Source organism: Pseudolabrys sp. (genome assembly GCF_050250095.1).
GTDB lineage: Bacteria > Pseudomonadota > Alphaproteobacteria > Rhizobiales > Xanthobacteraceae > Pseudolabrys.
On record NZ_JBFWPH010000001.1, the window covers coordinates 690,902 to 710,709 of the forward strand.

23 protein-coding genes are annotated in these 19,808 nt (G+C 67.1%); 8 read left to right on the forward strand and 15 right to left on the reverse strand.

What is annotated here, in order from left to right; translation table 11 throughout:
* On the reverse strand, positions 1 to 1,137 hold the full coding sequence (locus AB7F10_RS03315) for a hypothetical protein (RefSeq protein WP_428557693.1): 1,137 nt from the start codon (positions 1,135 to 1,137) through the stop codon (positions 1 to 3).
* Between the two features lie 154 nt (positions 1,138 to 1,291).
* Between AB7F10_RS03315 and AB7F10_RS03320 the strand changes: the two genes are divergently transcribed.
* The 5 genes from AB7F10_RS03320 (at position 1,292) to AB7F10_RS03340 (ending at position 3,899) form a co-directional block, all read left to right on the forward strand.
* Positions 1,292 to 1,525 carry a BolA family protein gene (locus AB7F10_RS03320; RefSeq protein WP_428557692.1) on the forward strand — a complete coding sequence of 78 codons (234 nt, stop codon included), beginning with the start codon at positions 1,292 to 1,294 and terminating at the stop codon, positions 1,523 to 1,525.
* 16 nt (positions 1,526 to 1,541) lie between these two features.
* Entirely contained in the window at positions 1,542 to 2,732 is a 1,191-nt protein-coding gene (locus AB7F10_RS03325) for a low temperature requirement protein A (protein WP_428557691.1), read from the forward strand.
* On the forward strand, positions 2,729 to 3,148 hold the full coding sequence (locus AB7F10_RS03330; protein WP_428557690.1) for a RidA family protein: 420 nt from the start codon (positions 2,729 to 2,731) through the stop codon (positions 3,146 to 3,148). The genes AB7F10_RS03325 and AB7F10_RS03330 overlap by 4 nt, the downstream gene beginning before the upstream one ends.
* A 135-nt stretch (positions 3,149 to 3,283) precedes the next feature.
* Complete coding sequence (gene grxD, locus AB7F10_RS03335; RefSeq protein WP_428557689.1) at positions 3,284 to 3,616, forward strand: Grx4 family monothiol glutaredoxin; 333 nt, start codon at positions 3,284 to 3,286, stop codon at positions 3,614 to 3,616.
* A gap of 7 nt (positions 3,617 to 3,623) precedes the next feature.
* On the forward strand, positions 3,624 to 3,899 hold the full coding sequence (locus AB7F10_RS03340; RefSeq protein ID WP_428557688.1) for a hypothetical protein: 276 nt from the start codon (positions 3,624 to 3,626) through the stop codon (positions 3,897 to 3,899).
* Positions 3,900 to 3,909: 10 nt separating this feature from the next.
* Here AB7F10_RS03340 and AB7F10_RS03345 read toward each other — a convergent pair whose 3' ends face one another.
* The 9 genes from AB7F10_RS03345 to murI form a co-directional block, all read right to left on the reverse strand.
* The gene (locus AB7F10_RS03345; RefSeq protein WP_428557687.1) at positions 3,910 to 4,146 is read right to left on the reverse strand and encodes a hypothetical protein; all 237 of its coding nucleotides are present in this window, start codon (positions 4,144 to 4,146) and stop codon (positions 3,910 to 3,912) included.
* Positions 4,147 to 4,259: 113 nt separating this feature from the next.
* Positions 4,260 to 4,493, reverse strand: coding sequence for a hypothetical protein (locus AB7F10_RS03350; RefSeq protein WP_428557686.1), 234 nt, complete (start codon positions 4,491 to 4,493; stop codon positions 4,260 to 4,262).
* Between the two features lie 176 nt (positions 4,494 to 4,669).
* Positions 4,670 to 5,590 carry an MBL fold metallo-hydrolase gene (locus AB7F10_RS03355; RefSeq protein ID WP_428557685.1) on the reverse strand — a complete coding sequence of 307 codons (921 nt, stop codon included), beginning with the start codon at positions 5,588 to 5,590 and terminating at the stop codon, positions 4,670 to 4,672.
* 58 nt (positions 5,591 to 5,648) lie between these two features.
* Positions 5,649 to 6,971, reverse strand: a complete 1,323-nt coding sequence (locus AB7F10_RS03360) for a TRAP transporter large permease (RefSeq protein ID WP_428557684.1) — start codon at positions 6,969 to 6,971, stop codon at positions 5,649 to 5,651.
* Entirely contained in the window at positions 6,968 to 7,480 is a 513-nt protein-coding gene (locus AB7F10_RS03365; RefSeq protein WP_428557683.1) for a TRAP transporter small permease subunit, read from the reverse strand. Before AB7F10_RS03365 ends, AB7F10_RS03360 begins: the two co-directional genes overlap by 4 nt.
* 4 nt (positions 7,481 to 7,484) lie before the next feature.
* Complete coding sequence (locus AB7F10_RS03370; protein ID WP_428557682.1) at positions 7,485 to 8,579, reverse strand: TRAP transporter substrate-binding protein; 1,095 nt, start codon at positions 8,577 to 8,579, stop codon at positions 7,485 to 7,487.
* 259 nt (positions 8,580 to 8,838) lie between these two features.
* The gene (gene rpsD / locus AB7F10_RS03375; RefSeq protein WP_428557681.1) at positions 8,839 to 9,456 is read right to left on the reverse strand and encodes a 30S ribosomal protein S4; all 618 of its coding nucleotides are present in this window, start codon (positions 9,454 to 9,456) and stop codon (positions 8,839 to 8,841) included.
* A 228-nt stretch (positions 9,457 to 9,684) separates the two neighbouring features.
* Positions 9,685 to 9,936, reverse strand: a complete 252-nt coding sequence (locus AB7F10_RS03380; RefSeq protein WP_428557680.1) for a hypothetical protein — start codon at positions 9,934 to 9,936, stop codon at positions 9,685 to 9,687.
* Between the two features lie 73 nt (positions 9,937 to 10,009).
* Positions 10,010 to 10,807, reverse strand: coding sequence for a glutamate racemase (gene murI, locus AB7F10_RS03385; protein ID WP_428557679.1), 798 nt, complete (start codon positions 10,805 to 10,807; stop codon positions 10,010 to 10,012).
* Between the two features lie 132 nt (positions 10,808 to 10,939).
* Here murI and AB7F10_RS03390 point away from each other — a divergent pair, with 132 nt between their 5' ends.
* A complete protein-coding gene (locus tag AB7F10_RS03390; protein ID WP_428557678.1) occupies positions 10,940 to 11,335 on the forward strand; it encodes an SH3 domain-containing protein in 396 nt (131 codons plus the stop codon).
* Positions 11,336 to 11,457: 122 nt separating this feature from the next.
* Here the strand turns inward: AB7F10_RS03390 and purB are convergent, their stop codons facing one another.
* Positions 11,458 to 12,765, reverse strand: coding sequence for an adenylosuccinate lyase (gene purB / locus AB7F10_RS03395; protein ID WP_428557677.1), 1,308 nt, complete (start codon positions 12,763 to 12,765; stop codon positions 11,458 to 11,460).
* A 123-nt stretch (positions 12,766 to 12,888) separates the two neighbouring features.
* Between purB and AB7F10_RS03400 the strand changes: the two genes are divergently transcribed.
* Positions 12,889 to 13,752 carry an SDR family oxidoreductase gene (locus AB7F10_RS03400; RefSeq protein ID WP_428557676.1) on the forward strand — a complete coding sequence of 288 codons (864 nt, stop codon included), beginning with the start codon at positions 12,889 to 12,891 and terminating at the stop codon, positions 13,750 to 13,752.
* A 4-nt stretch (positions 13,753 to 13,756) separates the two neighbouring features.
* On the opposite strand, the gene AB7F10_RS03405 is transcribed toward AB7F10_RS03400, so the two are convergent.
* The 3 genes from AB7F10_RS03405 to AB7F10_RS03415 form a co-directional block, all read right to left on the reverse strand.
* Positions 13,757 to 15,460 carry a SulP family inorganic anion transporter gene (locus AB7F10_RS03405; protein ID WP_428557675.1) on the reverse strand — a complete coding sequence of 568 codons (1,704 nt, stop codon included), beginning with the start codon at positions 15,458 to 15,460 and terminating at the stop codon, positions 13,757 to 13,759.
* Positions 15,461 to 15,574: 114 nt separating this feature from the next.
* The gene (gene rpe / locus AB7F10_RS03410) at positions 15,575 to 16,249 is read right to left on the reverse strand and encodes a ribulose-phosphate 3-epimerase (protein WP_428557674.1); all 675 of its coding nucleotides are present in this window, start codon (positions 16,247 to 16,249) and stop codon (positions 15,575 to 15,577) included.
* A gap of 89 nt (positions 16,250 to 16,338) precedes the next feature.
* The gene (locus AB7F10_RS03415; protein WP_428557673.1) at positions 16,339 to 17,292 is read right to left on the reverse strand and encodes a Na+-dependent transporter; all 954 of its coding nucleotides are present in this window, start codon (positions 17,290 to 17,292) and stop codon (positions 16,339 to 16,341) included.
* A gap of 176 nt (positions 17,293 to 17,468) precedes the next feature.
* Between AB7F10_RS03415 and AB7F10_RS03420 the strand changes: the two genes are divergently transcribed.
* On the forward strand, positions 17,469 to 18,689 hold the full coding sequence (locus tag AB7F10_RS03420) for an NAD(P)/FAD-dependent oxidoreductase (RefSeq protein WP_428587121.1): 1,221 nt from the start codon (positions 17,469 to 17,471) through the stop codon (positions 18,687 to 18,689).
* Here the strand turns inward: AB7F10_RS03420 and AB7F10_RS03425 are convergent.
* Entirely contained in the window at positions 18,682 to 19,668 is a 987-nt protein-coding gene (locus AB7F10_RS03425) for a P1 family peptidase (RefSeq protein ID WP_428558391.1), read from the reverse strand. The genes AB7F10_RS03420 and AB7F10_RS03425 overlap by 8 nt on opposite strands.
* Between the last annotated feature and the right edge of the window lie 140 nt (positions 19,669 to 19,808).

Here is a 19,808-nt window from a genome sequence, read left to right on the forward strand (position 1 = left end):
TTACTCCGCCAGACGACGGCGGATCGCGCGGCGTAGCGGCCCGCCGCGCGGACCCGCTGCCGCTGCCGGGGCGGCTGCTGCCGGCGCCGCGGCAGCAGCGGCCGCCGGCGTCGCGCCCTCGGGCATCGACTGGACGATGTCGGCGACCGCAGCCTTGCAGTTCGACGTGAGCCGCGCCTCGTTGCTTTGCAGGCAGCCGAGAATTTCCGGCCCCTGCGGCACGCCGCGGCAGAGCGAGCGCACGTCGCCACGGCAGGAGAACTTCAGTGCGCTGATCTGCTGTGGCGTCGGCTGCGCGGCAACGCCGGCCGCGGCCGGTGCGCCGGCGGCAGCGGGTGCGCCGCCGAGCGAGGCGACCGCGGACTTGCAGTTCGGCGACAGCGTCGCGGCGTTACGCTGGAGACATTGCAGCGCACCGGGGCCGGGCGATACGCCCGGGCATTTGCTCATGAAATCCGAGCGGCAATATTGCTTGATCGCCGCCTGCTGCTGCGCGCTCGGTTGAGCGGGGGCCGCCGCGGCCGGCGGTGCGGCGGGCTTCGGCGCGGCGACCGCCTTGGGCGCAGGCGCGGACGCGCCGATCGCGGTGCGGCAGCCCGACGACAGCTTGGCGGCGTTACGCTGGAGACATTGCAGCGCGTCCGGGCCGGGCGACACACCCGGGCAATTGCTCATGAAGTCAGAGCGGCAATACTGCTTGATTGCCGCCTGCTGCTGAGCGCTCGGCGCGGCCTGCGGGGGCGGCGCGGCGGCAGCCTTCGGCGGCGGGGGCGGCGCAGGCGCGGCGGGAGGCGGCGCGCTCACGGCCTTCGGCGGGGGCGGCGCAGCCGGAGCGGGCGCCGCTGCCGGAGCGGGCGCGGCGACGGCCGGAGGCGGCAGGGTCGATTTCACCGCCGCCTGACAGCCCGCCGACAGCTTGTCGACATTCTTCTGCAGGCAGGTCAGCGCGTCCTTGCCGCCGGGGCTGACACCCGAACAATTCGACATAAAGTCGCCGCGGCAGTTCGACTTGAGCGCGCTCTGCTGGGCGCTCGACAGTTGCGCCTGCGCGTCTTGCGACCAGATCGTGGAAAAACCTGCGGCGATCAGACACAAGAGCGCGCCGGTCGCGGCGGTTCGGAAATGACTGGTCAACATCGCAATCCCCCCAAAATGTCGTGAAAAGGCGCGCGGTTCCTGTGAACAGCGCCTCCGTCGCCGCATGCTAACGGCCTCAGCCGTATTGTCATCTGAAACAAATTGGGCGCAAATGGCCCATTATCCCCGCCGATTTCGGAGAGGCCCGACCGACATGCCGATGGACGCCAACGAGATCGAGCGGCTGATCAAGGACGCGCTGCCGGACGCGCAGGTGACGATCCGCGATCTCGCCGGCGACGGCGACCACTACGCCGCGACCGTGATCTCGTCGTCCTTCAAGGGCAAGTCGCGGGTGCAGCAGCACCAGATCGTCTACAACGCGCTCAAGGGCCAGATGGGCGGCGTGCTGCACGCGCTTGCGCTGCAGACCGGAACGCCGGACTGACGGCGGAGCGCGCCGCATGAGCACCGAGCAGCGCCCGCGCGGTGCCTTCCGCGCCAAGGTCGCCAACCAGCATCACCGCGTCACCTTCGTCGAGCTGTTCTACGACCTCGTCTTCGTGTTTGCGATCACGCAGGTGTCGCACTCGCTGGTCGAGCACTACTCGGCCGCCGGCGCGGCGCAGGCGCTGTTTCTGCTGCTCGCGGTGTGGTGGGTCTGGGTCTACACCTCCTGGGCCGTGAACTGGCTCAACCCGGATCACTTCGCGGTCCGTCTCACGCTGTTCGCGATGATGCTGGCCGGACTGCTGATGTCGGCCTCGATCCCGGAAGCCTTCGCGCATCGCGGGCTGGTGTTCGGTCTCGCCTATGCCGGCATGCAGATCGGCCGCGCCGCGGTGGTCTGCCTGATTGTGCCGGCCGCGAGCGGCGGCGTGCGGCAGAATTTCCGCCGCATTTTGATCTGGCTGGTGTTCTCCGGGGTGTTCTGGATTTCCGGCGCGCTGGCGCACGGCGAGACGCGCGTCGTGTTGTGGATCGTCGCGCTCGGCATCGAGATCGTCGGGCCGCTGGTGCGGTTCTGGACGCCGGGCATCGGCGCGTCGAGCCTGCACGACTGGAACGTCGAAGGCGGCCACATGGCCGAACGCTACGGCCTGTTCGTCATCATCGCGCTCGGCGAGTCGATCCTCGTCACCGGCGCGACCTTTGCGAAGGAAACGATGACGCCGATCTCGGTTGCGGCCTTTCTGGTCTGCTTCGTCGGCAGCATCGCGATGTGGTGGATCTATTTCGACAAGGGCGCGGAGCTGGGCGCGCGGCAATTGTCGACGCTGGACGATCCCGGCGCGCTGGCGCGGCTCGGCTACACTTATATGCATCTGCCGATCGTCGGCGGCGTCGTGCTCGCGGCGGTGTCCGACGATTTCGTGCTCGCGCATCCGCTCGACATTGCCGATACCGCGCATGCCTGGGCGATCGTCGGCGGGCCGGCGCTGTTCCTCGCCGGCAATATCGGCTTCAAATGGGCGCTGCGCGGCTGGTTTCAGCCCTCGCATCTCGTCGGACTGGCGCTGTTTCTGCTGCTGTTCGCGGCGCCGATGCTCGGCCTTGCGATTTCGCAGATTGCGCTTGCGGCGCTCGCCGCGCTCATCCTCGTCATGGTCTCGACCTGGGAGCGGCTGTCGCTCGGCGCCGATGAGGCGACATGAGCGGCGAGGGCAACACCGAAGACAAAGTGACGCTGCTTGCGCCGGCGGGCGCGATTACGCCGACCGGGCCGTGGAGCGTCGGCGCGCGCGCCGGCGATTTCGTTTTTGTCGCCGGGATGCGCGGCATCGACCCGGCGACGAACCGGCTGGTCGAGGACGACGAGGCGCGGGTGCGGCAGGCGTTCCGCAACATGGAGGCCGTTGCGGCCTCCGAGGGCGCGCGGCTCACGGACTGCGTCCGGCTCACCGTCTTTGTCACCGACATGGGCCGGCTGCGGCCGCTCGCCAACAAGGTGCAGGAGGAATTGTGGGCCGGCGGACCTTACCCGCCGCGTACCATCGTCGCAGTGGCGAGCCTCAATCAGGACGACATTTTCGAGGTGGAAGGCACATTTTACGCGCCCTTTAGGCGGTAAAATAAAATCCTCCCGAAAAGGCTGTCGGGAGCGTGCCGGCCCCTTGGGGTGGCGGACGGATTTGCGCTACATATATTCGCAACATGCTTCGCGCCGCATCCGGCGCGGCAAATCGGGACTTCCAGGACCAGACCTATGAGCATCAAGCAATTCATCGACAACGAAGTGAAGAGCAACGACGTCGTCCTGTTCATGAAGGGCACGCCGCAGTTTCCGCAGTGCGGATTTTCCGGCCAGGTCGTGCAGATCCTCGACCATCTCGGCGTCGCCTATAAGGGCCTGAACGTTCTGGAGTCGGCCGACCTGCGGCAGGGCATCAAGGAATACTCCAACTGGCCGACCATCCCGCAGCTCTACATCAAGGGCGAATTCGTCGGCGGCTGCGATATCATCCGCGAAATGTTCCAGGCCGGTGAGTTGCAGCAGACGCTGAAGGACAAGGGCGTCGCCGCCGGCCAGAACGCCTGAGCCGCGTTTGACGAAAGTCCTGATCGTGATCGCCGCGGTTGCCGATCTGGCAATCGCGGCGCTTCTCATTGGGGTGTCGGGCTTCATCTTCGCCGGCGGGCCGAATGCGGGCACCGCCGACGCGCTCACGACCGTGCTTTATACCGGAGCGGTCGTCGCCTGCATTGCATTGCCGATTGCGGCGCTGCTGCTGAGCCGCAAGGGCAGAAGCGGCCCGGCGCTGATCGCAGCGCTTGCTCCCGTCGCCGTCGGCTTCCTGGTCCTGCTCGTCCCGGTGCTTTAGATCCGGTGGGTCACGCGATCCTGCGCCGCAGCGCGAGGAAGACGATCGCCAGCACGATCACGACGCCGAGCAGGCCGGAACTCGCGGTCGAGGCGAATTTCGCCACGTTGTCGGCGACCGAGACGACATAGGCGCCGGCGCCGGCGCCAAGCAGCATGTGCACGAGCAACAGGGCCAGCACGACGAGAAAACCCAGTTCGACAAATTCCCACAACACACGCTTGGCGGTCGTGACGAATGTCCACATGACGCAGCTCCCTTGAGAGAGACGGTGGGGAGCGGCGCTCCCCACCGAAGATCACGTCTGAGAGTCGCGGAACGCGCGGCCCGAATTGTCGGAAAGGCCACGCGTTGAAATCGTCAGGCCAGCTTCCGGTTGGAAAACAGCCAGATGACGAAGCCGAGCGTGATCAGGCCGACGAGCCCGTTCGCGCCCATGTCCTTCACCAGCGTCATGATGTTTGTCGTCACCGTTCCGAAGAACGGCAAGTTCGACCCGACAAGGAGAGCAAGAACAATCGCCAACGCCAGCAACATCAAACCCAACTCGGTCAACGCGCCCACCCAGCCTTTGATGGTATCGATGGCTTTCATTGCGGAGTCTCCTCGAAAGCGCTCCGAATCAGGAGCGAAACGAAAAATACCGCGCTTTGAAGCCGGGTTGGAGAGCGAGCCGTTGCGCGCCGCACCGGTTTTACGTTTGCGATGCAACAGAATCGCAATGCACTATCGTCGCGGCGCTGCGGGAAGACTCTGAAATCGTTCCGGTCTCAGGCGGCGACGAAGCGCCAGGCGCCGTCCTTGCGCTCGACGCGGCCCCGGCCGGGGAAGGGCAAATGAAAGCCGATCAGCGCCATGCGGTCGGTGGCAAGGCGATCGAGCAGCGTCTTGCGCGTCGCGACCGCGCGGTCCGGCTCGTGGTCGGTCACCGTTTTCCAGTCCGGATGGGCGAAGGAAATCAGCGGATGCGTCAGCGCATCGCCGCCGATCAAAAGCCCGTCGCCGCCGGCAACCTCGAGCGAGATGTGGCCCTGCGTATGTCCTTGCGTTGCGACCACGCGCAGGCCGGTGACGATGTCGTCGCCCGCCTTCACCATCGTCACGCGGTCCTTGATCGCGGCGTAGTTGCGGCGCGCGCCGGTGACGAAGCCGGCGCGTTCGGCCGGCAGGCCGCGCGCCGCGTTGTCGCCGTGCCAGAAATCCCATTCCTCGGCGGCGACGTAAATCTTCGCGTTCGGCAACATCGGATCGTCGAGCTCGTCGACCGCGCCCCACAGATGATCGGGATGGCCGTGGGTGAACACGACCTTGGTGATCGACGATTTATCGATGCCGGCGGCTTTCAGGTTGTCCCACAGTTTGCCGGCGGTCGGCATGAAGCGGTCGCCGGAGCCCATGTCGATCAGGATCAGATCGGAGCCCGAGCGGATCAGCGTGATGTTGGTCGGCGACTGATATTGCTCGCCGGTCTGCCCGGCGGCTTTCAGAATCGCCGCGCGCTCGGCCGGCGGTCCGCCGGCGCCGAGGAAACTCGTCGGCAGCACCAGATGGCCGTCGCTCACCACGATGATCTCGAAGGCGCCGTGCGTGAAGCAGTGTGGCGGCGTCGCGGCGTAAAGCGGCGCGGGGAGCTGCGCCGCCGCGAGGGCGGCGGCGGAAGAGGTGAGCAGGGTCCGGCGGTCGATCGTCATGGCCGCCAGTCTGCTTCAAATATTCGGATTTTTCTATAGGTCTGACGAGTGCCGCCGCTTACCAGCCGATCGCCTTCGGCAGCCAGGTCGCAAGACCCGGGAAGGCGAAGACCAGGATCAGCGCCAGCACCTGCATGCCGACAAAGGGGATAATGCCGCGATAGATGTCGTTGGTCGTCACCTCCGGCGGCGCGACGCCGCGCAGGAAGAACAGAGACCAGCCGAACGGCGGCGTCAGGAACGAGGTTTGCAGGTTGACGCAGATCAGCGTCGCCAGCCACACGAGGTCGACATTGGCGTGGATGAAGATCGGCAGGAACAGCGGCACCGCGATGTAGGAAATCTCGATCCACTCGATGAAGAAGCCGAGCACGAAGATCAGCAGCATCAGGAACCAGATCGCCGCGTCGATGCCGCCGGGCAGCAGGCGGAAGGCGTCCTGCACCAGCGCCTCGCCGTGCAGCCCGCGGAAGGCGAGCGAGAAGGCCTGCGCGCAGATCAAAATGAACAGCACCATCGCGGAGATGCGGGTGGTGGCCCGGCAGGTCTCGCGCAGGACGTTGAGGGTGAGCCGGCGGCCGATGGCGGCGACGACGATGGAGCCGAGCGCGCCCATCGCGGCGGCTTCCGACGGCGCGGCGATGCCCGCGACGATCGAGCCGAGCACGGCGATGACGAGGCCGATCGGCGGGGCGACCACGCGCACGACCTTGCCGGCGAGCTGCGCGGTCGAGATCGCCGCGCGCTCCTCGGGCGGCAGGGCGGGTACCATCTCGGGCTTCACCATGCCGAGGATCAGCAGATAGAGGATGTAGATCGCCGACAGCAGCAGGCCGGGCACCATCGCGGCGGCGAACAGCGTGCCGACCGACTGGTTGGTGATGTCGGCGAGCAGGATCAGGATCAGGCTTGGCGGGATGATCTGGCCGAGTGTGCCGGAGGCGCAGATGATGCCGCAGGCCAGCCCCTTGTCGTAGCCGCGCTTGAGCATGCCGGGCAGCGTCAGGAGGCCGAGCGTCACCACCGTCGCGCCGACGATGCCGGTGGTCGCGCCCATCAGCACGCCGACCAGCACGATGCCGATGCCGAGCCCGCCGCGCAGCCGGCCCGAGGCGAGGCCGATGACGTCCATCAACTCCTCGGCGAGCCGGGATTTTTCCAGCATCACGCCCATGAAGACGAACAGCGGGATGGCGAGCAGCGTGTAGTTCGTCACCACGCCGAAGATGCGGTGCGGCAGCAGGTTGAACAGCGTGAGGCCGAAGCCGAGATAGCCGAACACGACGCCGGTGGTCGCAAGCGTCAGGCCGACCGGAATACCGACGAGCAGCAGGACGAAGAACGCCACCAGCATCAGGGTGGCGAGGATTTCCAGCGTCATGCGTCGCTCCCGGCGGCGTTGAAGGCGAGCGTGGAATGGATCGCCTGCGCCAGCGATTGCAGGAACAGCAGTGCGAAGCCGACCGGAATCATCGCCTTCATGATGTAGAGCGCGCCGATGCCGCCGGGATTGGGCGAGCCTTCGCGGATCACCCAGGATTGCTCGACGAAGCCGAACGACAGCCAGACGACGAACAACGAGAACAGCATCGCGATGACCGCCGACACGACATCGACCAGATGCTTGGTGCGGGGCGGGAACTGCGCAAACAGCACGTCGACCCGGACATGCTCGCCGTGGCGCAGCGCATAGGACATGCCGACCAGCGTCAGCGGCACCAGGATGTACCACTCCAGCTCCTGCGCCCAGATCTCGCTGATCGAGAAGCCGTAGCGCAGCAGGACGTTGGTGCCCATCACCAGCGCCACGCCCAGCGCCAGCCACGAAAAGATGCGGCCGACGAGATCGATAAACCGATCGATCCCGCCGGCAACTTGCCCGGCCGTCATCGCGTCAGATTCCGAGAATGCGGTCGTAGTACGGCTTCTCGCTGTACTTCGCCCACTGCTTGTAGGTGGCCATGTAGGCCATGTAGGAATCGTGGACCTTCTTGGTCATCGGATCCTTGGCGACGGCTTCGGCGAGGATCTTGTCGTTCGCCTTGCGCAGAGCCTCGACGACTGCGTCCGGAAGCGGTCCGGCGTGCACGCCCTGGTTCTTGATGAGGTCGTCCATCGCCTCGGCATTGACCTTCTGCAGCCAGGCTTCGCCGCGCGCATTGCAGGCCATGCAGGCGTTCTCGACGATGGCCTTGAGGTCCGGCGGCAGCTTCGCCCAGGCGGCCTTGTTGATGGTGAGCTCGCTGGTCGTCGCCATCTCGTGCCAGCCGGTTGTGTAGTAGTACTTCGCGACCTTGTGCAGGCCGAGCTGGCGGTCGAGATAGGGACCGACGAATTCGGCGGCGTCGATCACGCCGCGTTCGAGCGAGGGGAAGATGTCGCCCGGCGTGAGCAGCAGAGCGTCGACGCCAAGCTCCTTGTAGACGCGGCCGGCGAGGCCGGGGATGCGCATCTTGAGGCCCTTGAGGTCTTCCGGTTTCTCGATCGGCTTGCGGAACCAGCCGGTCATCTGCACGCCGGTGTTGCCGCAGGCGAACGGCACCAGATTGAACCTGTCATAGACCTCGCGCCACAGCTCGAGGCCGCCGCCGTCATAGAGCCAGCCGTTGAAGCCGACGAAGTTGAGCCCGAACGGCACCGCAGTGAAGTACTGCGCGGCGAAGCTCTTGCCGGTCCAGAAATAGGAATTGGCGTAGTTCATTTCCACGGTGCCGGACGACACCGCGTCGAAGCCGGCATTGGCGGGGATCAGTTCGCCCGCGCCGTAGAACTGGATCTTGATGCGTCCGCCCGACATCTCCTCGATGCGCTTGGCGAGATCTTTGGCGCTGCCCGGACCGGTCGAATAGAAATAGGCGTTGGGACCGTAGAAGCTCGTCATCTTCCAATTGAATGTGGTCTGGGCCTTGACGACCGCCGGTGCGGCGATCGTGCCGGCCGCGCCGGCCAGCGCGAGGCGAGTAAAATCACGTCGTTTCATTGTCTTCATGGTCTGCACTCCCCATTCGGCAATTTCCGGAAACTCGGTTCCGGGTGAGTGGAGCAAGTGACGTGCCATTCGTGCCGGCATTGCCATGCCGTTGCAGCCGGCTTCGCGGCCGCCCTTTGTAGCAAAGATGTGCGGGGGCTGCCCAATCGATGTGCGGTTGCCCATCTCGCCATCAACTGCCGCCGTCAGTGTGCAGTGCAAAACAAAACCGCCCCGCGCGAGGGCGGGGCGGTTCGTATCGGCGATGCTGCGCTGCGGATCAGCGCGAGTAATATTCGACGACCAGGTGCGGTTCCATTTGGACCGCGTAGGGGACATCGGTGAGGACCGGCACGCGCGCGAGCTTGGCGGTCAGCTTGCCGTCGTCGACCTCGATGTAGTCCGGCACGTCGCGTTCGGAGAGCGCGCGGGCTTCCATCACCAGCGCGAGCTGCTTCGACTTTTCCTTGACCTCGACGACGTCGCCAACCTTCACGCGATAGCTCGCGATGTTGACGCGCTTGCCGTTCACCTTGACGTGGCCATGGTTGACGAACTGGCGGGCGGCGAACACGGTCGGCACGAACTTGGCGCGGAACACGATCGCGTCGAGGCGGCGCTCGAGCAGGCCGATCATGTTGGCGCCCGAGTCGCCCTTCATGCGGCGGGCCTCGGCGAAGATGCCGCGGAACTGCTTTTCGGAGATGTTGCCGTAATAGCCGCGCAGCTTCTGCTTGGCCTTGAGCTGAACGCCGAAGTCGGAGAGCTTGCTCTTGCGGCGCTGGCCGTGCTGGCCGGGGCCGTATTCGCGGCGGTTCACGGGGCTCTTCGGGCGGCCCCAGATGTTCTCGCCCATCCGGCGATCGATTTTGTACTTGGATTCAGCGCGCTTGGTCATCGCGTCCTCATAGACGAGTTGAAACGATAAGTTGAGGAACCGCGCCCTCCTTTGCGCCGGACAGGTCCGGCGCCGACAGGTCGTGCCTCGAAAGCGCAAGGCGATGACCGCGGGTCGCGAAACACTATGCGGGGGACAAGCCCCCGCAAGCGCGTGGGTTTTAGGGCGGCGAGCCTGCACTGTCAATTCCGGCCCGAAACCCCGAAAAGCCAGCCGAATTAGACCCGGTCAGCGCATATTGGACCAGGGATCGGTGTTTTTCGGCTTCTGCTCGGGCTGGGTGGCGGTGGTCGCCCGGTAGGCCTCGTCGATGGCCTCGGACTTCTTTTTCCGCTCGGCGGCCTTCTTCTGGTCGGCCATCTTCTTGGCAGCCATCGGAACCGCGAGAACTTCGGCTTGAGCCGCCGCCGGGGCGGACGGTAGGACGAGCGGCGGCGCGGCAAGCGCGGCGGCGATCACGGCGGTCCAGAACGGTCTCATCGGAACACTCAGGCGCAAATCTCGCGAGGCGCTAGCCTATTTTACCGGATGGGCGGGATTGAGGCCACGGGGGTCAGGCGGCGACCGTCGCCGCGAGGCCGAAACGGGCGAGCGCGGCGGCGAGCGGGGCTGCGGGGACCTTGCCGGACGTCGCGATGAACGGCGCCGGCCGGCCGCTCGGCACGCCCGCCGCGGGGCCGGCGAGATCGACGACGCGGCGCGCGATGGCCGGGGCCGGATCGATCCAGGCGACCGGCCACGGCGCGAGCTTCGTGAGGCGCGGCAGCAGCAGGGGAAAATGCGTGCAGGCGAGCACGATCGCGTCGGTGCGCCGGCCGTCCCTGTCGACGAAGCAGGGCGCGATCTCGGCGGCGATCTCGGCATCGGCCGCCGGCATGCCGCCAAGCTCCTGCTCGGCGAGGCGCGCGAGGTCCGCCGAGCCGACGAGATCCACCGCGCAGCCCTGCGCGAATTCGCGGATCAGCCCGCGGGTGTATTCGCGCGCGACGGTCGCCCTGGTGCCGAGCACCGCGATGCGCTTGCTTGCCGATTGCGCGCAGGCCGGCTTGATCGCCGGAACGGTGCCGACGAAAGGAACCGTGTATTGCGCCCGCAGCGCGGCGAGCGCCTGCACCGAAGCGGTGTTGCAGGCGATGACGACGAAGTCCGGGCAATGCGCGGCGATCAGTTCCCCCATCAGCGGCACGACGCGCGCGACCAGCGCCGTCTCGCTGTGATCGCCATACGGGAAGAAAGCGTCGTCTGCGACGTAGAGAAGCTGCGCGTCGGGCCGCGCCGCCGCGATCTCGCGAAAGACGGTGAGGCCGCCGAGGCCGGAATCGAACACCAGAATGCGGGGCGCAGGCGTCATGAACGAGTCGTGGTCCGATGCGCTGTTCAATCACGCCGCTGTGCGGGTGACAATGGGTCGCATTTCCGCCCGGAACCGGCCCTCTTTGCCGTGCATTAACGCGATGGGCGACGTGTGGACGGAGTTGTTTCGATGCTCAGGATTTTCAAGACCTTCACCGTGGCCGGGGCCTTTGCCGTCGCCAGCGCGGGACTTGCCAGTGCCGCGGTGGTCGAGAACGACCTCAATCTGCGCAGCGGTCCGGGCACCGGCTATCGCGTGATCGACGTGATGCCCGCCGGCGCCTATGCGCGCGTGCTCAGTTGCGGCGGCTCGTGGTGCCGCGTCGCCTATGGCGGCACGATCGGTTATGCGAGCGCCAGCTATCTCGGCGGAGGCGGCTCCTACGCGGCCGCGCCGCCGGTCTATGTCGCGCCGCCGCCGGTGGTCAGCTTCGGGTTCGGCTTCGGGCGGCCCTATCATCGCTGGGGCCATCACCGGCACTGGGGGCACAGGCACTGGCGTCACCATCATCGCCGCTGGCATTGACCGAGACTGTCATTCCGGGACGGCCTGCAAGGCCGGACCCGGAATCCAGATAAGGGCGTCGTCGTTTGTTGCTGGATTCCGGGTTCGCTCGCTATGGCTCGCGCCCCGGAATGACGATGTTCTTAGGCGCCGAACACGCGCCTGAACACCGTGTCGACGTGCTTTAGGTGATAGCCGAGATCGAACTTCTCCTCGATCTCCTTGGCCGAAAGCTTGGCCGTCACGTCGGGATCGGCTTTCAGCAGAGCCTGGAAGTCGCTCGCTTCGCCGTTCCACACCTTCATGGCGTTGCGCTGCACGAGGCGATAGGCGTCCTCGCGCGCAACGCCCTTTTGCGTCAGCGCGAGCATGACTCTCTGCGAGTGCACGAGGCCGCCGAGACGGTCGAGGTTCTTCTGCATGGTCGCCGGATAGACGATCAGCTTGTCGATGATGCCGGCGAGGCGATGGAGCGCGAAGTCGAGGGTCACCGTCGCATCGGGCCCGATCATGCGCTCGACCGAGGAGTGCGAGATGTCACGCTCGTGCCAGAGCGCGACGTTCTCCATCGCCGGCAGCGCATAGGCGCGCACCACGCGGGCGAGGCCGGTGACGTTTTCCGACAGCACCGGGTTGCGCTTGTGCGGCATCGCGGAGGAGCCTTTCTGCTTCTCCGAGAAGAATTCCTCCGCCTCCAGAACTTCGGTGCGCTGCAGATGACGGATTTCGGTCGCCAGGCGTTCGGCCGAGGAGGCGATGACGCCGAGCACGGCAAAGAACATCGCGTGGCGGTCGCGCGGGATCACCTGCGTCGACACCGGCTCGACGGAAAGACCCATCGCCTTGGCGACGTGTTCCTCGACGCGCGGATCGACCTGCGCGAAGGTGCCGACCGCGCCGGAGATCGCGCAGGTCGCGACATCCTTGCGCGCGGCGATCAGGCGGTCCTTGGCGCGGGAAAATTCCGCGTAGGCCTGCGCGAGCTTGAGGCCGAAGGTGGTCGGCTCGGCATGGATGCCGTGCGAGCGGCCGATGGTCGGCGTCATCTTGTGCTCGAGCGCGCGGCGCTTGAGAGCGGCCAAGAGCGCGTCGAGATCTTTCAGGAGAATATCGGCGGCGCGGGCGAGCTGCACATTGAGGCAGGTGTCGAGCACGTCCGACGAGGTCATGCCGGCATGGACGTAGCGCGCCTCCGGCCCGACGATCTCGGAAAGGTGGGTCAGGAAGGCGATGACGTCGTGCTTGACCTCGGCCTCGATGGCGTCGATGCGGGCGATGTCGAACGTGGCGTTCTTGCCCTTTTCCCAGACCGTTTTCGCGGCGTCCTTCGGGATGACGCCGAGCTCCGCCATGGCGTCGGCGGCATGCGCCTCGATCTCGAACCAGATGCGGAACTTGGTCTCCGGCGACCAGATCGCAGTCATTTCCGGGCGGGAATAGCGGGGGATCACGGCGTCTCTCTCGTCGGTCTCGCGGGCCACATGTCGCGGAACGCGAATGGGGTATCATGAACCTCGGAACCGGCAAACCCTGCGGCGCGTTTTGCCGGTGAATAGCCCGCGCGGGAGGCACGATTGAGCCAGTCGAGCGAGATGAAGGGCAAGGTTGTCGTCATTACCGGCGGCACCTCCGGCCTCGGCCGCGTCACCGCCGAAGCCCTGGCGAAACGCGGCGCGCGTATCGTGCTGGTGGCGCGCGACCGGGAGCGCGCCCGGCAGACGCTCGCGGCGCTGAAAGCCGTCGCGCCGGACGGCGGGCACACCGCGCATTATGCCGACCTATGCCTGATGGCGGAGACGCGGCGCGTCGCCGCCGAGATCGCAGCGGCCGAGCCGCGCATCGATGTGCTCATGAACAACGCGGGCGCGATCTTCGCGAGCCGGCAGGTGACAGGCGAGGGGCTGGAGCGCACCTTCGCGCTCAACCACATGTCCTATTTTTTGATGGCGGCGGGCCTGCGCGATCGGCTCGCGGCGACGCCGGGCGCACGCATCGTCAACACGGCGTCGGGCGCGCACCGGCGTGGCCATGTCGATTTCGACGACCTGCAATCGGCGCGGCACTATCGCGGCTTCACGGTCTACGGCACCAGCAAGCTCTGCAACATCCTGTTCACGCGGGCGCTGGCGCGGCGGCTCGCCGGCACCGGCGTCACCGCCAACAGCTTTCATCCCGGCTTCGTCGCGACGCGGTTCGGCGACCAGTCCGGCTGGTGGTCGGCGCTGACGATCCGGTTCGGCAAGACATTCATGGCGCTGTCGGAAGAGAAGGGCGCTGACACGATGATCTATCTCGCGTCCTCGCCCGAGGTCGCGGGTGTCACCGGCGAGTATTTCTTTGAGCGCAAGCGGAAGCAGCCGACCGCCGAGGCGCAGGACGACGCCATTGCCGAACGGCTGTGGCAGGTCAGCGCCGACATCGCCGGTTTCGATCTCTGAACGTCTAGGACGCGCGCGCGGCCGTCACCGCTTCGTCGATATGTGCGGCGTAGTGCACCAGCGGCGGCTTGAGGCCGTGAACGAGCAGGTCGTGCCGCACGCCGGCGCTCGCGCCGGTGAGATAGACCGCGACGCCCTTGCGCCCGGCCTTGTGGGCGAGGCTCTCGATGGTGTTGGCGGCGGTGGAGTCGATGAAGGGCACCGCGGAGAAATCGACGATCAGCGCGCGGTGGGTGTCGGCGATCTGGTCGAGCACCGAGCCGATCGCCGCCGCAGCGCCGAAGAAGAACGCGCCGGAAATACGGTAGACGACGATGTCGGGGTTCTGCTCGGCGACATTGTCATAGGGCGTGCGCGCGCCGGCGTCGTCGGCGCGGTCTTCCGACACGAACGGCGTCTGCGTTTCGATAGCCGTCGTCTTCGACATGCGGTGAATGAACAGCACCGAGCCGAGCGCGAAGCCGACCACGATGGCTTCGGTGAGGTCGCGGAAGATCGTGAGGAAGAAGGTCGCGCACAGCACCGCGGCGTCGCCGCGCGAGGCGCGCAGCAGCATGGCGATGGCCGGCTTCTCGATCATGTTCCAGGCGATGACGGCCAGCACGCCGGCAAGGCTCGCGAGCGGGATGAAGCTTGCGAGCGGCGCGGCGACCAGCACGAACAGCAGCAGGAACACCGAATGCAGCATGCCGGAGATCGGCCCATGCGCGCCGGCGCGCACATTGGTCGCGGTGCGGGCGATGGTGCCGGTGACGCAGATGCCGCCGAACAGCGCGGAGGCGATGTTGGCGACCCCTTGCGCGACCAGTTCGCAATTCGAGCGGTGGCGGCGGCCGGTCATGCCGTCGGCGACCACGGCGGACAGCAGCGATTCGATCGAGCCGAGCAGCGCGAAGGCAATCGCGTTCGGCAGCACCGCCTGCATGCCGGCAAGCGTGACGTCCGGCAGGGCCGGCAGCGGCAGCGTGTTCGGAATGCCGCCGAACTTGCTGCCGATGGTGGCGACCGGCAGGCCGAGCGCGAAGGCGGCCAGCGTCGTCGCGGCGACGGCGATGATGAGGCCCGGCCAGTGCGGGCGGACCGTTTTCAGGCCGGCGATGATGGCGATGGTCGCTGCGGCAATGGCGATGGTTGCAGGATCGGTGGTGTGCAGGTTGGCCCACAGCGCCGGCACCTTGTCGAGCAGAGGGCCGGGCTCGTGCGCGAGCGTCAGGCCGAGCAGTTCCTTGATCTGGCTCGCGAAGATGATGACCGCGATGCCGGCGGTGAAGCCGACCGTGACGGGATACGGAATGAACTTGATGTAGGTGCCGAGCCGCAGGAAGCCGATGATCGTGAGAATGACACCGGACATCAGCGTGGCGAGCAGCAGCCCGGCCATGCCGTGCACCGCGACCGTCTCGGCAACCAGCACGATGAAGGCGCCGGCCGGCCCGCCGATCTGGAAGCGGCTGCCGCCGAGCGCCGACACGATGAAGCCGCCGACGATTGCCGTATGCAAGCCTTGCGCCGGCGTCGCGCCGGAGGCGATCGCAATCGCCATCGACAAGGGCAGCGCGACGATGGCTACGGTGAGGCCGGAGATCGCGTCGGCGCGAAGGTTGGCGAGGCCGTAGCCTTCGCGCAGGATGGTGACGAGCTTCGGCGTGAACAGATCCGCGAAACTGGGCGCGGTGCTCGCGGGGGCGGGAACGGTCTGTGTCGTCATCGGTGTCCGGCTGCCTTGAGGTAAGGCGGCGGGATCGTCGGCAGGATGTCGGCGGTCGCCGTCGCAATCAGTGTGACGTGGGAAATGCCTTCCGGATGGCGTCGCTCCGAACCGTCAGGCGGCTTCGCCGCGCGCCTGTGCCGCGGCGTTGCGGATCGCGGCGATGTTGCCCTTGTAGTCGCCGCCCTTGAAGACGGCGTTGCCGGCGACCAGCACATTGGCGCCGGCGGCGACGACCTGCTGGGCGGTCAGCGGATTGATGCCGCCGTCGACCTCGATGTCGATGGGGCGTCCGCCGGCCATCGCGCGCAGGTCGCGGATTTTCTCGATGGCGCCGGGAATGAAGGCCTGGCCGCCGAAGCCGGGATTGACCGACATCACGAGAATGAGATCGACGAGATCGATGACGTGCTCGACGCTCGACACCGGCGTGCCGGGGTTCATCACGACGCCGGCCTTCTTGCCGAGCGCGCGGATCGCCTGCAGCGAGCGGTGGATGTGCGGACCCGCCTCGACATGCACGGTGATGATGTCGGAGCCGGCCTTGGCGAAGGCTTCGAGATAGGGATCGCAGGGCGCGATCATCAGGTGGACGTCGAGCGTCTTTTTGGTGACGGGCCGCAGCGCCTTCACGACGTCCGGGCCGATGGTGATGTTCGGCACGAAGTGGCCGTCCATCACGTCGACGTGGATCCAGTCGGCGCCGGCGGCCTCGACCGCGCGCACCTCATCGCCAAGGCGGGCGAAGTCGGCCGACAGGATCGACGGCGCGATGATGAGCGGGCGCATGTGCGGCCTCGAAACGATCTGCGGATAGGTTTCGCCTATCACGCGGCGACGGCACGGGCAATGCGGGCGGCCGCAGCGGGCGCGCGCTGTTAACGGTTTTTCGCCATCCGGCGCGCCAACGGCCGCAGCAGGGCCGGAAATATGTAGATCGGGAATTGCACCACGGCGAAATAGAACCAGGCGACAGGCGGCAGCGCGGTGCCGATCGCGGCCATCACCAGGCCGAGGTTGCGGCAGCCGGCGAGGAAGCCGACCACCAGGCCAAGCTCGATGCCGGCCCGCCAGAACACCAGCAGCGTCAACCCGATCAGCACGGCGGTGAGGACGAAGGCGTAAGCCGTCAGCGCCAGCGCGAACCACGGATCGGCCATGAACTGCGGCACCACGCTGCCCATCGCGGCGATGGCGAAGATGAAGACGGCGATGACGTTGAGCCCGTCGAGCGGCTCCTTCTGCTTTTCGATCCATGGCTGCCCGGCGACGCGGCGGATGACCCAGGCCGCCGTGCCGCTGGCGATGAAAAAGAAAGCAAGCTTCAGCCCGAGTTCGATCGGCGAGATCATCGCGGTGCCGAGGAACAGGTAGCTGATGCCGACCGTGGTGACCGGCGTCACCGCGTTGGCGAGGATCAGGGTGAGCAGCGCGAAGGCGACGTCGAGGCCGATCAGCGCCGTGAAGGCTGCGGCCGAAGTGATCGGCGAGATCGCGATATGCAAGATGAGGATCGTGAACAGTTCGGGCCAGCTGTCGCGCAGGCCGGTCGCGGCATAGGCGGAGCCGATCAGCAGCGGCAGTGCGACCATGATCCAGAGCGCCGCGGCGATGGCGAGCGCCGGCGCGCGCAGGTAGCGACGAAACGCCGCCGGGTCGGTTCGCAGATACGAGAAAAGCAACAACACAAACACTGTTTCGGAGAGATGCGGCTTCACATAGTCCGCGAGCGGCGGCACCGCGACGCCAAGGAAAATCGACACCGCCAGCGCGCGCGTGCCCTGACGGCCGATCCAGGCGAGCGCGGCCCTGACGCCTTCCAAAATCGGCATACGCCTGTGATCTCCGGAGATGTGGGCTGCGGCGGAATCATGGCCCGTTGGCGGTTTCGTACCATATAAAGGGGCGCGGGTCGGCGCATCGTCCGGCTGCAGATCGGCATGGCTCGGCACTGCAACGCCGGGCACGGAAGGAACGGCAGGGAATAGCACGGGTCGATGCAATCGTTCTGGGCGCCGGCATTGTCGGCGTTTCGGTGGCGCTGCAGCTGGCGCGGCGCGGCATGGCGGTGGCGCTGGTCGATCGCGGCAAGCCGGGCGAGGAGACCTCCTATGGCAATGCCGGCATCATCGAAGCCAACACGGTTTTCCCGCCGGCGTTTCCGTCCGACTTCGGGTCGCTCATGCGCATCGCGCTCAAGCGGGCGCCGGAGGCGAACTATCACCTGAGTTTTCTGCCGAAGGTCGCGCCGTGGCTGCTCGCGTTCCGCGCCGCCTCGCAGCCGGAGCGGCTGGTCGAGACCGCGCGCCTCAACCGTCCGTTTCTTGCGCAGTCGATTGCCGAGCACGAGACGCTGCTCGCGGAAGCCGGCGCCTCGCGTTACCTGCGCAAGACCGGCTGGCTCAAGCTCTATCGCAACGAGAAAACCGTGCGCGGGCTCGCGCGCGAGTTCGAGGTGGCGCGGGAATTCGGCCTGCCGCTTGATGTGCTCGATGTCGCGGCGGCGCGCGCGCTCGAGCCGTCGCTGAACCCGGTGTTCGAACGCGCGGTGTTCTGGCCGCAGGCGGCGAGCATCAGCAATCCGCTCGGGGTGACCAAAGCCTATCTCGCGCGGTTCGTCGCGCTCGGCGGCATCGTGCTCAACGGTGACGCGCGCACGCTTCACCGCAACGGCGCGCGATGGCGCGTCGAGACGGACGAGGGCGCGCTCGACGGCGACCATGCCGTGGTGGCGCTCGGGCCGTGGGCCGGCGAATTTCTCGCGCAGTTCGGCATTCGTCTGCCGTTCGCGGTCAAGCGCGGCTATCACCGGCATTTCAAGGCGGAAGGTAATGCCTCGCTCGGGCGGCCGGTGCTCGACGCCGATGCGGGCTACGTCATCACGCCGATGGAACACGGCATCCGCATGACCACCGGCGTCGAGTTTGCCGCGCGGGACGCGGCGCCTTCGCCGGTGCAGTTCGACCGCATCATGCCAAAGGCGCGGGAGCTGTTTCCGCTCGGCGAACGCGCCGACGACAAGACATGGCTCGGCGCGCGGCCGTGCCTGCCGGACTCGCGCGCGGCGATCGGGCGCGCGCCGGGGCAGGCGGGCCTGTGGCTCGCGGTCGGCCACGCGCATTGGGGGCTGACGCTCGGGCCCGTGACGGGGCGGCTGATCGCCGACATGATGCAGGGCGATGCGCCGTTCGTCGATCCGTCGCCGTATCGCCCGGAACGCTTTAGCTGAACCTGTCTTTCCACGCCGGCTGCGCGCCGCGAAACGGCAGCGCCTTTGCTTCGTAGACGCCGCGTGCGATCGCGCGCGCGAGCACGGAGGCGGCCAGCGCGCCGAGTTCCGCCATCTCGAACGGCGGATCGGTGAGCGGCTTCGTGCCGGTTGCCGCCGCGAACACCACGTCGCCGTCGTAAGGCGTGTGAACCGGAAAGATCGCGCGCGCCATGCCGTCCTGCGCCATCACGGCGAGGCGCTGGCAGCGCGCCTTCGAGAGCGCGGCGTCGGTGGCAACGATGGCGAGCGTGGTGTTTTCCATCGCGCCGCCCTTCATGCGCGGCAGCTGCGCCTCGGGCGGCATTTGCGCGGGGAAGCCGCAGCCGCCGAATTCCCGGCCATGCTCGAACGGACCGGCCCAGAAATGCGGTCCGTTGCCGACCGTCACGCTGCCGACCGCGTTGACTGCGACGATGGCGCCGACCGTGATGCCGCCGGAGGTGCGCGCCGACGCCGAGCCGATGCCGCCCTTGAGATTGACCGTGGTGGCGCCGAGACCGGCGCCGACCGAGCCGAGCGCGGTGTCGTGACCGGCCGCTTTCGTGGCGTCGTAGCCAAGCTCGCGGTAGGGCGGGTAGCGGCCCCAATTCTTGTCGCCGCCGTTCAACAGATCGAACAGGATCGCGCCGGGCACGATCGGCACGCGCGCATCGCGCACCGCGAAGCCGCGGCCCTGCTCGCGCAGCGCGGCCTGCGCGCCGGAGGCGGCGTCGAGGCCGAAGGCGGAGCCGCCGGAGAGCACCAGCGCGTCGATGGCGTCCACGGTGCGGGCGGGATCGAGCAGATCGGTCTCGCGGGTGCCGGGGCCGCCGCCGCGGATGTCGACGCCGGCCGTCGCCGGGCGGTCGAACAGGACCACGGTGACGCCGGAGGCGAGCCGCGCGTCGCCCGCATGGCCGACCCGCACGCCGGCAACGTCGACGATATGATTGAGCAGGGCCATCGCGATCCTTTTTGCGCGTGATCTTGTCCGAAAACCGGTGCCCACTTTTCGGGATCACGCGCCGGAAAACCCTATCACGTCCCATCACGTTCCGGCGAAGGCTTCGCGAGGCGCTTGCGCTCCCGCGCTGCGCG

Excerpts from the sequence above, each read along its gene's own strand:
- AB7F10_RS03315 (WP_428557693.1), bottom strand. The coding sequence starts at position 1,137 with ATGTTGACCAGTCATTTCCGAACCGCCGCGACCGGCGCGCTCTTGTGT.
- AB7F10_RS03320 (WP_428557692.1), top strand. The coding sequence starts at position 1,292 with ATGCCGATGGACGCCAACGAGATCGAGCGGCTGATCAAGGACGCGCTG.
- AB7F10_RS03325 (WP_428557691.1), top strand. The coding sequence starts at position 1,542 with ATGAGCACCGAGCAGCGCCCGCGCGGTGCCTTCCGCGCCAAGGTCGCC.
- AB7F10_RS03330 (WP_428557690.1), top strand. The coding sequence starts at position 2,729 with ATGAGCGGCGAGGGCAACACCGAAGACAAAGTGACGCTGCTTGCGCCG.
- grxD (WP_428557689.1), top strand. The coding sequence starts at position 3,284 with ATGAGCATCAAGCAATTCATCGACAACGAAGTGAAGAGCAACGACGTC.
- AB7F10_RS03345 (WP_428557687.1), bottom strand. The coding sequence starts at position 4,146 with ATGTGGACATTCGTCACGACCGCCAAGCGTGTGTTGTGGGAATTTGTC.
- AB7F10_RS03350 (WP_428557686.1), bottom strand. The coding sequence starts at position 4,493 with ATGAAAGCCATCGATACCATCAAAGGCTGGGTGGGCGCGTTGACCGAG.
- AB7F10_RS03355 (WP_428557685.1), bottom strand. The coding sequence starts at position 5,590 with ATGACGATCGACCGCCGGACCCTGCTCACCTCTTCCGCCGCCGCCCTC.
- AB7F10_RS03360 (WP_428557684.1), bottom strand. The coding sequence starts at position 6,971 with ATGACGCTGGAAATCCTCGCCACCCTGATGCTGGTGGCGTTCTTCGTC.
- AB7F10_RS03365 (WP_428557683.1), bottom strand. The coding sequence starts at position 7,480 with ATGACGGCCGGGCAAGTTGCCGGCGGGATCGATCGGTTTATCGATCTC.
- AB7F10_RS03370 (WP_428557682.1), bottom strand. The coding sequence starts at position 8,579 with ATGAAGACAATGAAACGACGTGATTTTACTCGCCTCGCGCTGGCCGGC.
- rpsD (WP_428557681.1), bottom strand. The coding sequence starts at position 9,456 with ATGACCAAGCGCGCTGAATCCAAGTACAAAATCGATCGCCGGATGGGC.
- AB7F10_RS03380 (WP_428557680.1), bottom strand. The coding sequence starts at position 9,936 with ATGAGACCGTTCTGGACCGCCGTGATCGCCGCCGCGCTTGCCGCGCCG.
- murI (WP_428557679.1), bottom strand. The coding sequence starts at position 10,807 with ATGACGCCTGCGCCCCGCATTCTGGTGTTCGATTCCGGCCTCGGCGGC.
- AB7F10_RS03390 (WP_428557678.1), top strand. The coding sequence starts at position 10,940 with ATGCTCAGGATTTTCAAGACCTTCACCGTGGCCGGGGCCTTTGCCGTC.
- AB7F10_RS03405 (WP_428557675.1), bottom strand. The coding sequence starts at position 15,460 with ATGACGACACAGACCGTTCCCGCCCCCGCGAGCACCGCGCCCAGTTTC.
- rpe (WP_428557674.1), bottom strand. The coding sequence starts at position 16,249 with ATGCGCCCGCTCATCATCGCGCCGTCGATCCTGTCGGCCGACTTCGCC.
- AB7F10_RS03415 (WP_428557673.1), bottom strand. The coding sequence starts at position 17,292 with ATGCCGATTTTGGAAGGCGTCAGGGCCGCGCTCGCCTGGATCGGCCGT.